10 protein-coding genes are annotated in these 13,837 nt (G+C 72.4%); 4 read left to right on the top strand and 6 right to left on the bottom strand.

What is annotated here, in order from left to right:
• Positions 1 to 50: 50 nt before the first annotated feature.
• Positions 51 to 1,097 (bottom strand): sulfotransferase family protein, encoded by a 1,047-nt coding sequence (locus tag DQ384_RS32995; protein ID WP_114032793.1) that lies wholly within the window; start codon positions 1,095 to 1,097, stop codon positions 51 to 53.
• A gap of 4 nt (positions 1,098 to 1,101) precedes the next feature.
• The gene (locus DQ384_RS43335; protein WP_245966943.1) at positions 1,102 to 2,634 is read right to left on the bottom strand and encodes a CDP-alcohol phosphatidyltransferase family protein; all 1,533 of its coding nucleotides are present in this window, start codon (positions 2,632 to 2,634) and stop codon (positions 1,102 to 1,104) included.
• Between the two features lie 313 nt (positions 2,635 to 2,947).
• Here DQ384_RS43335 and DQ384_RS32980 point away from each other — a divergent pair, with 313 nt between their 5' ends.
• On the top strand, positions 2,948 to 3,736 hold the full coding sequence (locus tag DQ384_RS32980) for a polysaccharide deacetylase family protein (protein WP_114032792.1): 789 nt from the start codon (positions 2,948 to 2,950) through the stop codon (positions 3,734 to 3,736).
• A 218-nt stretch (positions 3,737 to 3,954) separates the two neighbouring features.
• On the top strand, positions 3,955 to 4,185 hold the full coding sequence (locus DQ384_RS32975; protein ID WP_114032791.1) for a DUF397 domain-containing protein: 231 nt from the start codon (positions 3,955 to 3,957) through the stop codon (positions 4,183 to 4,185).
• 75 nt (positions 4,186 to 4,260) lie between these two features.
• Here DQ384_RS32975 and DQ384_RS32970 read toward each other — a convergent pair whose 3' ends face one another.
• Positions 4,261 to 5,460 carry an acyltransferase family protein gene (locus DQ384_RS32970; protein WP_114032790.1) on the bottom strand — a complete coding sequence of 400 codons (1,200 nt, stop codon included), beginning with the start codon at positions 5,458 to 5,460 and terminating at the stop codon, positions 4,261 to 4,263.
• Positions 5,461 to 5,569: 109 nt separating this feature from the next.
• Entirely contained in the window at positions 5,570 to 7,120 is a 1,551-nt protein-coding gene (guaA, locus tag DQ384_RS32965) for a glutamine-hydrolyzing GMP synthase (protein ID WP_114032789.1), read from the bottom strand.
• Positions 7,121 to 7,250: 130 nt separating this feature from the next.
• Here guaA and DQ384_RS32960 point away from each other — a divergent pair, with 130 nt between their 5' ends.
• Positions 7,251 to 9,422: a beta-propeller domain-containing protein gene (locus DQ384_RS32960; protein ID WP_114032788.1), complete on the top strand. Its 2,172-nt coding sequence runs from the start codon at positions 7,251 to 7,253 to the stop codon at positions 9,420 to 9,422.
• 120 nt (positions 9,423 to 9,542) lie between these two features.
• Here the strand turns inward: DQ384_RS32960 and DQ384_RS32955 are convergent, their stop codons facing one another.
• Together DQ384_RS32955 and DQ384_RS32950 are read right to left on the bottom strand one after the other, a co-directional pair.
• Complete coding sequence (locus tag DQ384_RS32955) at positions 9,543 to 11,228, bottom strand: glycerol-3-phosphate dehydrogenase/oxidase (RefSeq protein WP_114032845.1); 1,686 nt, start codon at positions 11,226 to 11,228, stop codon at positions 9,543 to 9,545.
• 458 nt (positions 11,229 to 11,686) lie between these two features.
• A complete protein-coding gene (locus DQ384_RS32950) occupies positions 11,687 to 12,457 on the bottom strand; it encodes a DeoR/GlpR family DNA-binding transcription regulator (protein ID WP_114032787.1) in 771 nt (256 codons plus the stop codon).
• A gap of 236 nt (positions 12,458 to 12,693) precedes the next feature.
• On the opposite strand from DQ384_RS32950, the gene nagA reads away from it, so the two are divergent.
• A complete protein-coding gene (gene nagA, locus DQ384_RS32945; protein ID WP_114032786.1) occupies positions 12,694 to 13,821 on the top strand; it encodes an N-acetylglucosamine-6-phosphate deacetylase in 1,128 nt (375 codons plus the stop codon).
• The last annotated feature ends 16 nt before the right edge of the window (positions 13,822 to 13,837 follow it).

Here is a 13,837-nt window from a genome sequence, read left to right as displayed (position 1 = left end):
CGTCTTCACCCGGACCACGACACCTCGCCGCGACCGGCCACCGGTGGGTGTCAGCGCCTGGTGAGCTGCCCCGAGGTCGTGCGCTGGCGCGGGATGCTCGCGAGCGAGAGCTGCCCTGAGGTCAGCATCGCGGCCAGCGGCCCCGGCTCACGCATGCGGTTGATCCGGTCGCGGCCGAACGTGCGGGCCCGCGACAGCGCCCGCCGGGCCGCCGTCCTGCGGTAGGCCAGCAGGTGCCGGACGGACGCGCCGGAGACGCCGGACAGCTCGTAGCCATGCCCGCGCAGGCGGTCGCCGAGGACCTCCTCGCAGAGCGCGGCCTCCCACGATTCGAGCCGAGTGGTCCAGCTGCCCACGCTCGCCTGGCTGACCTCCCGGTGGGTGTTGCTGTGCCAGACCTTGTGGGCGGGCACCGCCGTCACCGCCACGCGCCGCGGCTCGCACATCGCGGGGTCGTAGTCCTCGCCGAGGAAGGTGCAGATCTTGGCGAGCTCCCCCTCCGGGTCGGCGGTCAGGTCCTCGTAGCGCAGCTCGTGGTAGCTGTCGGCCGGCAGCCGCGCGGCGTGCCGGCGCCCGTAGTCGACGGCCTCGGCCCAGATGGCGACGGCGTGGTAGACGTCCAGCGTGAACCAGGGCATCTCCTTGAGCGAGGCCACGCAGTCGCGGCCGTCCCTGATCAGGTGGATGAACTGGGCATCGGGGAACAGCCGGAGCAACACGTTCACGTGCTTGGAGTAGCCCGGCCGCTTGTCGCCCCAGCGCGGCTTGCCGAAGCGCTCGGCGTACGCGCGGAACGTCTCGCCGACCACCGACCCCAGCGACCCGGGCCCCGCGGCGGCCCGCTCGACGTAGGCGTCGGCGTCGATGCCGAGCGCGCGGAACTTGGTGGTCTTGTCCGTGGCGATCCACTCGGCGAGCCCGCGCCGGTTCGCGGCCTCGCGCATGTCCCCGTACCACCGGCGGTGGTAGTACGCCGGGAGCAGGTAGCGGGTCTCCGGCGGCACCGCGATGCGCTCGTGCGCGTGCAGCATGAGCTGCAGCATCGTCGTGCCGGAGCGCGGGCAGCCGATGATGAAAATGGGCCGGTCTGGACGCATCGCTCTACACCCCCGTGAAGAAAGGATCGGTCCGCACGTGCGGCTGCTCGTCCTTCTCGGACGCGCCGGGCCGGGCCCGCCCCGCGAGCGCCCGGGTGGAGAGCCACATGCGGTAGACAAGGAAGATCTCGTTGGCGACGAGCAGGGCGCCGGCGAGGGCCGTGACGGGCAGCAGCGCGCCGGGGCCGATGACGGGCGCGACGACGAAGACCGCCGCGTGGAACTCGATGCCGCTCATCAGGTGGGAGCGCACGCGGTGCCGGGCCAGGAAGTGGCCGATCCGCTGCCGCGCGCCCACCGGGGCGTCGCCCTCCGGCTGCGGCGGCGCCGGGTCGTACCCTCCGGGGTCGTACGGCCGGCCGTGGTCGAGGGGGTCGTAGGGCCGGCCGTGGTCGAGGGGGTCGTAGGGCCGGCCGTGGTCGAGGTCGTCCATGTGACCGGGGGCGTCGCGCTCCTGGTCGTACGGCTCGGACGCCGCCGCGCGGGCCGGCACCGGCCGGTCGTGCGGGAGGAACCCGGCCGGCGGAGGGACGCGCGGGAACGGCTCGCGGGGAATGGGCTGGGTGGAGCCGAGCGAGTCCGGGAACCGGGACGCCTGCCGGGGGATGCTGGGCGCGGGTTCGGAGGGCTCGTGCGGCGCGGGCGCGCCGGCGGCCCGGTCGGCGTCCGAGGAGCCTCCGGCGTCGCCGGCGCGCGGGGGCTCCTGGTCGAGGGGGCGGTGCGGTGACGGCGCGTACTCGTGGTCGAGGGGACCCTGCGGAGGCAGCGGGTACTCGTGGTCAAGGGGACCCTGCGGAGGCAGCGCGTACCTGTGGTCGAGGCGGCCCTGCGGCGGCAGCGGGTACTCGTGGTCGAGGGGCCTCTGCGGAGGTGACGCGTACTCGTGGTCGAGCGGGGCGTGCGGCGGGAGCGGGTAGTCGTGGAACTCCTCGGCGGTGGCGGCGTGGCAGTCGTGCGTCACCACGCCCGGCGCCCCGTACGCTCCCCTGTCGAGCGACTCGACGGCCATCGCCTCCCGTACCGCGGTGAGTTCCTCCCTGCGCGCGGCGCGCCGCCGGGCCTTGACTGTCTGGCGCACGCGCTTCATCTGAGGGGCGTTGACGTAGCGGAACAGGTCCAGGATCGCGATCCCCGCCCCCAGCAGCACGTACGCGAGCCGTCCCGTCGCCGCGTACTGCCCGTAGGCGAGGCCGGCGGCGCAGCAGACGACGCGGATCCGGTCGCCCACGTAGTCCAGCCAGAGCCCGAACGGCGTGCCCGTGCCCTTCAGCCGGGCGATCTTGCCGTCGACGCAGTCGATCATGAAGCTGACATAGAACAGCAGCGCGCCGAGAACCAGGCGGTTCACCGCGAAACAGGCCGCCGAGGCCATACCGAGGATCAGCGAGAAACGCGTCAGCGCGTTCGGCGTGATCTCGGTGCGATTCGCTACGAACAGTGCCACCCGGCACGCGACCGGGTCGACCATGAACACCGTCCACCATGAGTCTCTGCGTTTGCGCGTCGCGAGGACGTCATCCAGCGAATAGGACCTCATGAGTGCCAGCATGGCGACGTGAAGCCACCGAAAACTCACCGTCTGTAACTAGCATGTGATCTCTAGATGCTTTCTTGACCGCCGTGGGCGACTGGCCTCGACGGCTTGACCTCTCGCCACACGACGGCTTCCGGGACGGGGATCGGGCCCCCGCTCGGTGAACGATTAATGCCGATTTTGTGTGTTTTTTACGTTCCAATGGAAACCAGAGTAGGGTTACGCGGCGTCGACGGCCTGCCCGATCACCCCGGCCGGACGGTGCACCCCGGACGGTGCACCCCGGACGGTGGAGCGCGACATTGGAGGAGATGTCATGCGGCGATGGATCCAGGTCGCGGCCGCGGCCGCCCTGGCGCTGACGACGGCGGCACCCGCCTCGGCCATGTCCACTGTGTCCAGCTCGTCCAACTCGGACAACTCGTCCAACGGGTCCTCCGCGTCCACGGTGCCGGCCGCGTCGCCCCACTCCCTCCGCCCCGCGACCGAGTGCGCGCGCGTGAAGTGCATCGCGCTGACCTTCGACGACGGGCCGGGCCCCTACACCGGCAAGGTGCTGGACATCCTGCGCGCCCACCGCACGAAGGTCACGTTCTTCCTGGTCGGCGGGAACGTCAAGAAGCGCCCCGGCACCGTCCGCAGGATGGCGCGCGAGGGCCACCAGATCGGCAACCACACCTTCGACCACCCGCACCTGACCACGTTGTACGACGACGAGATCCGCGACGAGCTCAGCCGCACGCAGGACGCCATCGAAGCCGTCACCGGCAGGCGCCCGGACCTCATGCGCCCCCCGTACGGCGACACCGACGCACGCGTGGGCGCCGTCACGGCCGAGCTGGGCCTGGCGCAGATCCTGTGGAACGGCAGCTCGCGCGACTGGGAGCTGCGCGACCCCAAGGCCCTCACCGCGAAGGTCCTCGGCCTGGCCAAGCGCGACCGGGTGGTCCTGATGCACGACATCCAGCCCCACACGGTCAAGGCCCTGCCGAAGATCCTGTCCGGCCTGGAGAAGAGCGGATACCACGTCGTCACGATCCAGAAGCTGCTGCGCGGCCGGACGCTCGCCCCGGGCGAGGTCTTCCCCGTGGGCGGCTGGAACTGATCCTCCCCGCGACCGCGCCCGGGCCGTTCGCGCGGACGGAGTAATGGCGGACTATCGGCGGAATCGCTTGCGCGGCCTCCCCGCGACGGTCATAAGGTGGGGTGAACGCGCCGGCGGGCCGGGTGTCCGCAGAGACACCGGCCGATCTCGCCGGCCGCCGTCATGTGCGGTTCGTCATGGCCGTTTCCGGCCGCCACAGAGGGAGACCTGGTCGAGGGATGAGCGACGTACGCGAGAAGGCCGAGCTCTACGCCATGGACATCTCTGACGTCACCTGGCTGAGCGCCCCGGGCAGCGCCTCGGAGGACCGCATCGAGATCGCCTACCTCCCCGGCGGCGCGGTCGCGATGCGCAACCCGTCCGACCCCGCCGGCACGGTGCTGCGCTACACGGCGGCCGAGTGGAACGCCTTCGTCCTCGGCGTCCGCGACGGCGAGTTCGACGACTGAGCGGCCCGGGGCCGACGACCCGGGCGCCGGGCCCCTCACGCGCGTGCGGCGTGACCCCGGCCGGACCGCCCGCGGCTAACGCTCCGCGGGCAGGGACCTCGCCAGGCGGCGGCCCAGGCGCTGCATCGGACGCTCGACGTAGCGGTACGTCAGCGCGCTGACGCCGAGCACCACGGCGACGAACGCGGCGGCGAGCGCGGCCTGCGTGATCACCGGCATGCGGGCGGGATCGCCCACGATCGTCAGGAACAGCTTCAGCAGCGGGACGTGCACCAGGTACACCGAGTAGCTGATCACGCCCAGCCACACCAGCGGGCGCGGCACCACCCGGTCGCGTACGGCCATGCCGAGCGCGAACGTCGCCCCGGCCAGCACGACCGTGGTGATCCAGACGCGCGGCGCGGCCCACCAGGTGCTCGGCGTCGCGAAGAACGGAACGCTCGCCAGCAGGACGACGGCCGGCGCGACCGCGCGCGGCCCGGAGACCCGCCCGGCGTCCCAGCGGTACAACGCGGTCCCGATGAACATCACGGCCAGGATCGCCGGGCCGAGCCACGGCGTGCGCCCGCCGAGCAGCACCAGCGTCACGGCGAGCGCCCCGAGGGCGAGCGTGCCCGCCGTCCGCACCCGTCCCGGCCCGGCGGCCACACACCCGAACCCGGCCGCGAAGACCGCCAGCGTGACCAGGGAGGCCGGGCCGGGCGCCAGTGCGGGCACCGTCACCGACACGCTCACGACCAGCGCCGCCGCCGCGAACGCCGCCGCCCACAGGCCGCTGCGCCGGTGGGTCCCCGTGACGAACAGGGCGGCCACGACGAGGTAGAAGACCATCTCGTACGAGAGCGTCCAGATCGTCTCGACGACGCCGGGCGAGCCGAGCACGTCGACGAGCATGGTCGCGTGCCCCGCGAGGGCGGCCAGGTCCGGCGTGAGATCGTCCCGGATCGGCACGATCGGCGCCGCCGCCACCACGGCGGCGATGACCACGAGGTACAGCGGGTAGAGCCGGAACAGCCTGCCGACCCAGAACGCCCGCACGTCCCCCCGATGCTCCAGCGACGCCGGGATGACGTACCCGCTGACCAGGAAGAACACCAGCACGCCGTAGATGCCCAGGTTGAACCAGTAGGGCCGTAGCCCGGGCAGGAACCGGTAGAGCATGTGCTCCAGCATCACGGCCGTGGACCCGAGACCACGAACGGCGTCCAGCCACGCCAGCCTCGGTCGCGCGGACGGGGAGACGGCGGTCGTGGGGGGCGGCCCGGCCGTAAGCATTTTCCGCAATTTACCGGACTACGGCGCGGTGAGACGCGTCTAATCGCGTTTTCCGGCCGAACGCGGTCAGGCCCGGGCTACCCGGGACCGGGCGACCCCCGGAAACCGCTCACTCCCACTCGATGGTGCCCGGGGGCTTGCTGGTCACGTCCAGGACCACGCGGTTGATCTCGCGGACCTCGTTGGTGATGCGGGTCGAGATGCGGGCCAGGACGTCGTACGGCACGCGGGACCAGTCGGCCGTCATCGCGTCCTCGCTGGTCACCGGCCGCAGCACGACCGGGTGGCCGTACGTGCGGCCGTCGCCCTGCACGCCGACCGAGCGGACGTCGGCCAGCAGCACGACCGGGCACTGCCAGATCTCGCGGTCGAGCCCGGCCCGGGACAGCTCCTCGCGGGCGATCGCGTCGGCCTCGCGCAGGATGGCCAGGCGGTCGTGGGTGACCTCGCCGACGATGCGGATGGCGAGCCCGGGGCCGGGGAACGGCTGCCGCCACACCATGGCGGACGGCAGGCCGAGCTCCTCGCCCGCGCGGCGGACCTCGTCCTTGAACAGCGTGCGCAGCGGCTCGACCAGCGAGAACTTCAGGTCGTCGGGGAGCCCGCCCACGTTGTGGTGGGACTTGATGTTGGCCGTTCCCGTGCCGCCGCCCGACTCGACCACGTCGGGGTAGAGCGTGCCCTGCACCAGGAAGTCGACGGGCCCGTCGGCGAGGATGGCGCGCTGCTCGTCCTCGAAGACGCGGATGAACTCACGTCCGATGATCTTGCGCTTCTCTTCCGGGTCCGAGACCCCGGCCAGCGCCTTGAGGAACCGCTCTTCGGCGTCCACGACCCGCAGCCGCACGCCGGTCGCCGCGACGAAGTCACGCTCGACCTGCTCGGCCTCGCCCTTGCGCAGCAGCCCGTGGTCGACGAACACGCAGGTCAGCCGGGCTCCGATGGCGCGCTGGACGATCGCGGCGGCCACGGCGGAGTCGACCCCGCCCGAGAGGCCGCAGATGGCGCGCCCCTTGGGGCCGATCTGCGCGCGGACGGCCTCGACGGCGTCCTCGACGATGTTGAGCATGGTCCACGACGGGCGGCAGCCGGCGGCGTCCAGGAAGTGCTTCATGACGGCCTGGCCGTGCTCGGAGTGCAGCACCTCGGGGTGGAACTGCACGCCGTACAGCCCCTTGCCGCGGTGCTCCATGGCCGCGACGGGCGTGTCGGGCGTCCACGCGGTGACCTCGAAGCCCTCGGGGGCCGCGACGACGCTGTCGCCGTGGGACATCCACACTGACTGGGCCGAGGGCAGCCCGGCGAACAGCACGCCCTCGCGGGCGACGGTCAGCGGCGTGCCGCCGTACTCGGCGATGCCGGTCTGCGCGACCTGCCCGCCGAGGACCCGGGCCATCTCCTGGAAGCCGTAGCAGATGCCGAAGGTCGGCACCCCGGTGTCGAACAGGCCCTCCGGCGCGGCGGGGGCGTCCTCGGCGTACACCGACGCGGGGCCGCCGGACAGGATGATCGCCTTCGGGTTCTTGGCGAGCATCTCGTCCACCGGCATCGTCGAGGGGACGATCTCGGAGTACACGTGGCACTCACGGACCCGCCGCGCGATCAACTGCGCGTACTGCGCGCCGAAGTCGACGACCAGGACCGTGTCGAACTCAGACACCGAAAAGACCCCCCAAAAGACGCCGCGGTCCTCACAGTCTAGCGACGGCGGCCGATGCGAACGCTGCCGGTGATCTACGGTCGCCTGCCGGTCCGCTGAACCGTGTCACCACAGAATGCGTCGTAGGGGCATGAGGACTTCGATCGGTACGGCAGCGGCCGTCGCGCTGGCCTGCGGCCTGGTGGTGACGGCCTGCACGAGCGGCGGCGGGCCCGTCAAGCCAACGGCCGAGGAGCCCGTGGCGCTGGGGAACATCAAGCTCGTCGCGTACACCGGGTGCGACGACATGCTGGACGGCCTGCGCGAGGCCGCGGCGAAGAACGTCGGCCCGTGGGGCTTCGGCGGCAACATGATCTTCTACGCCGCCGACGGCGCGGCCAGGACGGACCAGAAGGCCGCCACGCCCTCGTACTCCACCACCAACGTCCACGAGGCGGGCGTCGACGAGCCCGACATGGTCAAGACGGACGGCAACCGGATCATCAGCTACGCGCAGGGCGTGCTGCGCGTGGTGGACGCCGCGTCCAAGAAGGTGACCGGCACGCTGCGGCTCGTGCCGAAGGAGCAGTCCTGGGCGCCCGGCGATCTGCTGGTCCACGGGGACCGCGCGCTGGTGATGTTCAACGGCGGCGACGTCATCCCGCTCGGCGCGGTCGCGAAGCGGCCCGCCACCAGCGGCCCCAAGTACATGCTGGTCGACCTGAAGGAGCTGAAGGTCCTCGGGTCGATCACGCCGCAGGGCACGCACGTGGACGCCCGGATGGTCGGCTCGACCGTCCGCCTCGTGGTCAGGTCGCAGCCCGACATCGCCTTCCCCGAGTCCCGCCCGGACCAGAAGGAAGACGAGCTGACCCGGCGTAACCAGGACATCGTGCGCAAGGCGCCCATCGAGGCGTGGCTGCCGAGCTACGAGGTCGGCGTCGCCGGCCAGCCCGCCCGCACCGAGAAGCTGAAGTGCGAGGCGATCAGCCACCCGGCCGACTACACCGGCACCTCCGTGCTGACCGTGCACACCCTCGACCTGGAGGCCGGGCTCACCTCCGACGACCCGATCGCGGTGGCCGCCGACGGCGACACGGTCTACGCGACGCCCACCAGCCTGTACGTCACCAGCAACCCGCGCTGGTGGTTCCCCCGCAGGATGATCGAGGACACGGGGCCCGTCCCGGACACCACGACCGCCCCAGAGACCACGCCGAGCGCGGCGGTCTCCCCCGGCGCGGCGGCCCCGGAGACGGCGCCGACGGCCGTCGCCCCGCGCGACCCGGCCACCACGCCGCCCGCGGAGAAGATCGAGCCGAGCAACGACCCGTCGATGCCCTCCCTGCTCCCCGAGCCGACTGCCTCGCCCTCGGGCACTCCCCCGACGACGTCCGCCCCCGCGTCCCCGACGGCGACCACCCCGGGCCCGACGGCCCAGGCCGAGCCGCCCGAGCAGACCGAGATCCACCGGTTCGACATCGGCGGCGCGGGCGCGCCCCGGTACGTCGCCTCCGGCGTGGTCCCCGGCCGCCTGCTCAACCAGTACTCCCTGTCGGACTTCGACGGGAACCTGCGGGTCGCCACCACCTCCGACGCCGTGGTGGGGGCGAACCCCTCCCGCGGCTCCAGCGGCGTGTACGTCCTGAAGGCGGACACGCTGGCCAAGGTGGGCGAGGTCACCGGCCTTGGCAAGGGCGAGCGGATCTACTCGGTGCGCTTCATCGGCCCCGTGGGCTACGTCGTGACGTTCCGGCAGGTCGACCCGCTGTACACGCTGGACCTGCGCGACCCGGCGAACCCCAAGGTCACCGGCGAGCTCAAGATCACCGGCTACTCGGCCTACCTGCACCCGGCGGGCGAGGGGCGGTTGCTCGGCATCGGCCAGGAGGCCAGCGAGCAGGGCAGGACGCTCGGCATGCAGGTCTCGCTGTTCGACGTCAGCGACCCGGCCAAACCGGCGCGTCTGTCGCAGTTCCACCAGAAGGACTCCGGGTCCGAGGCGGAATGGGACCCGCACGCCTTCCTGTACTGGCCGGAGTCCGGCCTGGCCGTCGTGCCGGTCAACAGCTGGGGCGGGCCTGATCCCTCGAAGGCCGAGATGGCCGCTATGGTGCTGAAGGTCGGCGACGGGGCCATCACGAAGGCCGGGCTCGTCACGCACCCGAAGCAGGCCAGGACGGACGAGCCCATCCAGTTCGACACGGCGATCCGTCGTTGCCTGATCATCGGGGACACGCTGTGGACCGTCTCCGACACGGGCATGAAGGCCAGCAGCGCCACCACGCTGGCCGACCAGGGCTGGATCCCCTTCGAGGTGTGACGCGCCGCCTCACACGCTTCCGGGCCGTATCGCGCAGTACGGCCCGGAGTGCCCCGGCCGCACGGCATGGGTCCCCGTGACGGGACCCGGCCGTGCGGCCGGACGGCAGATCGCTCCGGATCAGACCTTCTTGGCGTCCGGCTCGCCCACCGGGACGATCTCCGGGGCGCCGAGGCGGATCGCGTCGGCCTCCTGGTCGGTGTCCTGCTCCTGGGACAGCCGCTCGGCCTCGACCCGCTTGGTGTAGTACTCGACCTCGCGCTTGACCTGCTCGGCGTCCCACCCGAGCGGCCCGGCCATCAGCTCGGCGGCCTCCTGGGCGACGGCTGTGCCGCGGTGGAAGGTCTCGATCGAGATGCGGGTGCGGCGGGTGAGCACGTCGTTGAGGTGGCGGGCGCCCTCGTGGGTGGCCGCGTAGACGACCTCGGCCCTGAGGTAGTCGTCGGCCCCGGCCAGCGGGCGGGCCAGCGACGGGTCGCGCTCGATCAGCGCGAGCACCTCGTCGATCAGCGACCCGAACCTCTGGAGCAGGTGCTCGATGCGGGCGACGTGCAGGCCGGAGGAGCGCGCCAGCCGGTGCCGCTGGTTCCACAGCGCCTGGTAGCCCTCGCCGCCCACCAGCGGCACCCTGTCCGTGCAGGACGGGGGCACGCGCTGGTCGAGGCCGTGCGCGACCGCGTCCACCGCGTCCTTGGCCATGACGCGGTACGTCGTGTACTTCCCGCCGGCGATCATGACCAGCCCTGGCACGGGGTGGGTGACGACGTGCTCGCGCGACAGCTTGGACGTCTCCTCCGACTCCCCGGCGAGCAGGGGGCGCAGGCCCGCGTACACGCCCTCGACGTCGTCGCGGGTGAGCGGCACCGACAGGACGGCGTTGACGTGGTCGAGCACGTAGTCGATGTCCTGGCGGGAGGCGGCCGGGTGGGCCTTGTCGAGGGACCAGTGCGTGTCGGTGGTCCCGACGATCCAGTGGCGGCCCCACGGGATCACGAAAAGCACCGATTTCTCGGTGCGAAGGATGATTCCGGTGAGCGACTGGATCCGGTCGCGCGGCACCACCAGGTGGACGCCCTTGGACGCGCGCACGTGGATCTGCCCGCGCCCGCCCACCATCTCCTGGATCTCGTCGGTCCACACCCCGGTCGCGTTGACGACCTGGCGGGCGCGGATGTCGAACTCGGCGGTGCTCTCAAGGTCGCGCACCCGCACGCCCGTTACCCGCTCGCCCTCGCGCAGGAACCCGACGACCTGGGTGCGCGAGGCGACGTGCGCCCCGTAGGCGGCGGCCGTGCGCAGCATCGTCGTCACGTAGCGCGCGTCGTCCACCTGGGCGTCCCAGTACTGCACCGCGCCGGTGAGCGCGGACTTGCGCAGCGCCGGGGCCAGCCGCCGGGCGCGGCGGCGCGACAGGTGGCGATGGCCGGGCATGCCCCGGGTCAGGCCGGTCGAGAAGCCCAGCGTGTCGTACATGGTCAGGCCCGCGCCGACGTACGGCCGCTCCCACACGTGGTGGGTGAGCGGGAACAGGAACGGCACCGGGCGCACCAGGTGGGGGGCGATCCGCTGGAGCAGCAGCGCCCGCTCCTGCAGCGCCTCGCGCACGAGGTCGAAGTTGAGCTGTTCGAGGTAGCGCAGCCCGCCGTGGATCAGCTTGGACGAGCGCGAGGACGTGCCGGACGCGAAATCGCGCGCCTCGACCAGGCCCACCGACAGCCCGCGCGTGACGGCGTCCAGCGCGACGCCGGACCCGACCACGCCGCCGCCGACCACGATGACGTCCAGCTCGTGCGCGGGGTCGGCCATGTGGGCCAGGGCGGCCGATCTGTCCGCGGGGCCGAGCCGGGCGGAGTGCGTCCCGCCGCCCTCCCTGCCCAGGAGATCGGCGCCCGCGCGGGGCGCCACGCCATCCGTTTCGCCGTGTTCGCCGAGTCCGGCCCGCGCGCCCGCACCACCCTCCTGCGCCGCCCGTTCCCTCGCACCGTCTTGGCTGTTCATCGCGCTCCCCCTGGGGTGCGGCCGTCGCGCCTGCGTCCCATTTCTACCCGTGAGTAGATACCTGCATACCCTTGCGGGCCCCGGCGGGCGCGGCCCTTCTCGCGGGCATGCGCCGCCGGAATGCCTGTCTCCTCGATAACGAGAGGTCACCCGGCCGGGCATCCCGGGCATCGGGTAGATCTTTCGCCCAAGACCTTCTCGTGGAAGATTCTCTTCCTCCCCAGAAGGAACGGGATTGCACCTCTCGCGCCCGGATCACGCCCCGATCACACCCGGAGCACCTGGACGCCCCGGTCGCCGAACGCGCCCGCCGCGGCGTCCGAGAGCCCGGCGTCGGTGATCAGCGTGTGGATGCGGTCGATGCCGCAGATCTTGGCGAAGGCCCGGCGGCCGATCTTGGAGGCGTCGGCGACGGCCACGACGCGCGCCGCCCGGCCGATCAGCAGGTTGTTCACGCTGGCCTCGCCCTCGTGGTGGGCGAAGGCGCCGGCCTCGGCGTCGATGCCGTCCACCCCGAGGAAGGCGATGTCCAGCGTCACCTGCTCCAGCACCCCCGACGACAGCGGGCCGATCAGCTCGTACGACTGCGGCCGCGCCACGCCGCCCGTCACGACCAGCTTGACGTTCTGCCGCACGGTCAGCTCGGCCGCGATGTTGAGGGCGTTGGTCACCACCGTGAGCCGGGCGCCCGGGTCGGCGCGCGCGGCCAGCGTCCTCGCGACCTCGGAGGTCGTGGTGCCGCCGTTCAGGCCGACGACGCCGCCGGACGGCACCAGCTCGGCCGCCGCCTCGGCGATGCGCTGTTTCTCCCCCGCGTGCCTGGCCGTCTTGTAGCGCAGCGGGAGGTCGTAGCTGACGCTCTGCGCGACGGCGCCGCCACGGGTGCGCATGAGCATCTGCTGCTGGGCGAGCTCGTCGAAGTCGCGCCGGATCGTCGCCGTGGACACGTCGAGCGTCTCGGCGGCCTCCTCGACCGTCAGCCGCCCCTGGTGAGCGAGAAGCTCCAGGAGGGCGTTCCAGCGTTCATACCGGCTCATGGGCACAAAGCGTGGCACATGAACGCCGCCTCTCACCGCGCCGGTGGCCGCTCGGTCTGGCACTGCACAATTCTGCTCGATAATGCTATACAAAATGCAGAACCCGGCAATCCAGGAGGTCGCGTGGCAGGGCACACCGCGTCCGAGATGGAGGGGGTCGCCGTGGCCCGCGCGCACGCCCGCGGACCGGACCCCGGCCGTCCGCTCCACCTGAACCGATCTGTGATCCTGTCCTCATGAGCATCACACTCGCCGACGCCCGCGTCGTCACCCCCGGCGGCGTGCACGAGGGCTGGATCACCATCGAGGACGGCCGCTTCACCCACATCGGGCACGGGCGGGCCCCTCGCGACGGGCACAGCCTCGCCGGACGGCACGTCGTCCCCGGCTTCGTCGACATCCACACCCACGGCGGGGCCGGGGGTTCCTTCCCCTCGGGCGACCAGGAGGAGGCTCGGCGGATCGCCGCCTTCCACGCCCGGCACGGCACGACGACCATCATGGCGAGCCTGGTCACCGCCGCGCTGCCGGACCTCGCCCGCGCGACCTCCGCCCTCGCCGACCTGTGCGACGACGGGCTGCTGGCCGGCATCCACTTCGAGGGGCCCTACATCGCCCGGTCCCGCTGCGGGGCGCACAACCCCGCGCTGCTGCGCGACCCCTCCACGGCGGAGCTGGCGGACCTGCTCAAGGCCGGGCGCGGCCACGTGCGCATGCTCACCCTCGCCCCCGAGCTGCCCGGCGGGCTCGACACCGTCCGCGCGGCCGTGTCGGAAGGCGTGATCGCCGCGCTCGGGCACAGCGACTCGACCTACGACCAGGCGCGCGCGGCGATCGACGCGGGCTGCACCGTCGCCACCCACCTCTACAACGCGCTGCCCCCGCTCCACCACCGCGACCCCGGGCCGATGGCGGCGCTGCTCCAGGACGAGCGGGTCACGGTCGAGCTGATCAACGACGGCGTGCACGTGCACCCCGCGATGGTGGGGCTCGCGCACGGCGTCGCGGGCACCGGCCGCACCGCGCTGATCACCGACGCCATGGGGGCCACCGGCATGGGCGACGGTGTCTACCGGCTCGGCTCCATGGAGGTCGAGGTCTCCGGCGGCACCGCGCGCCTGGTCGAGGGCGGGGCCATCGCGGGCAGCACGCTGACCATGGACGTCGCCTTCCGGCGCACCGTCGAGCGGGTCGGCCTGCCGATCGCCGAGGCGTCCGTCATGGCCTCACTGACGCCCGCGCGCGTCCTCGGCGTGGACGACCGCGTCGGCTCCATCGCCGTGGGCAAGGACGCCGACCTGGTCGTCCTCGACGACGACCTGACCGTCCACTCCGTGATGCGCCGGGGCGCCTGGCTCGGCTGACCGGCTCCCCCAGGCC

This window comes from Sphaerisporangium album (genome assembly GCF_003323745.1).
In the GTDB taxonomy this organism is placed as follows: Bacteria; Actinomycetota; Actinomycetes; order Streptosporangiales; family Streptosporangiaceae; genus Sphaerisporangium; species Sphaerisporangium album.
This window is presented reverse-complemented; position numbering and strand designations above follow the sequence as displayed.

Coding starts and splice junctions, on each gene's coding strand:
- nagA (WP_114032786.1), top strand. CDS start 12,694: ATGAGCATCACACTCGCCGACGCCCGCGTCGTCACCCCCGGCGGCGTG.
- DQ384_RS32955 (WP_114032845.1), bottom strand. CDS start 11,228: ATGGCCGACCCCGCGCACGAGCTGGACGTCATCGTGGTCGGCGGCGGC.
- DQ384_RS32970 (WP_114032790.1), bottom strand. CDS start 5,460: ATGCTTACGGCCGGGCCGCCCCCCACGACCGCCGTCTCCCCGTCCGCG.
- DQ384_RS32975 (WP_114032791.1), top strand. CDS start 3,955: ATGAGCGACGTACGCGAGAAGGCCGAGCTCTACGCCATGGACATCTCT.
- DQ384_RS32950 (WP_114032787.1), bottom strand. CDS start 12,457: ATGAGCCGGTATGAACGCTGGAACGCCCTCCTGGAGCTTCTCGCTCAC.
- DQ384_RS43335 (WP_245966943.1), bottom strand. CDS start 2,634: ATGAGGTCCTATTCGCTGGATGACGTCCTCGCGACGCGCAAACGCAGA.
- DQ384_RS32995 (WP_114032793.1), bottom strand. CDS start 1,097: ATGCGTCCAGACCGGCCCATTTTCATCATCGGCTGCCCGCGCTCCGGC.
- DQ384_RS32960 (WP_114032788.1), top strand. CDS start 7,251: ATGAGGACTTCGATCGGTACGGCAGCGGCCGTCGCGCTGGCCTGCGGC.
- DQ384_RS32980 (WP_114032792.1), top strand. CDS start 2,948: ATGCGGCGATGGATCCAGGTCGCGGCCGCGGCCGCCCTGGCGCTGACG.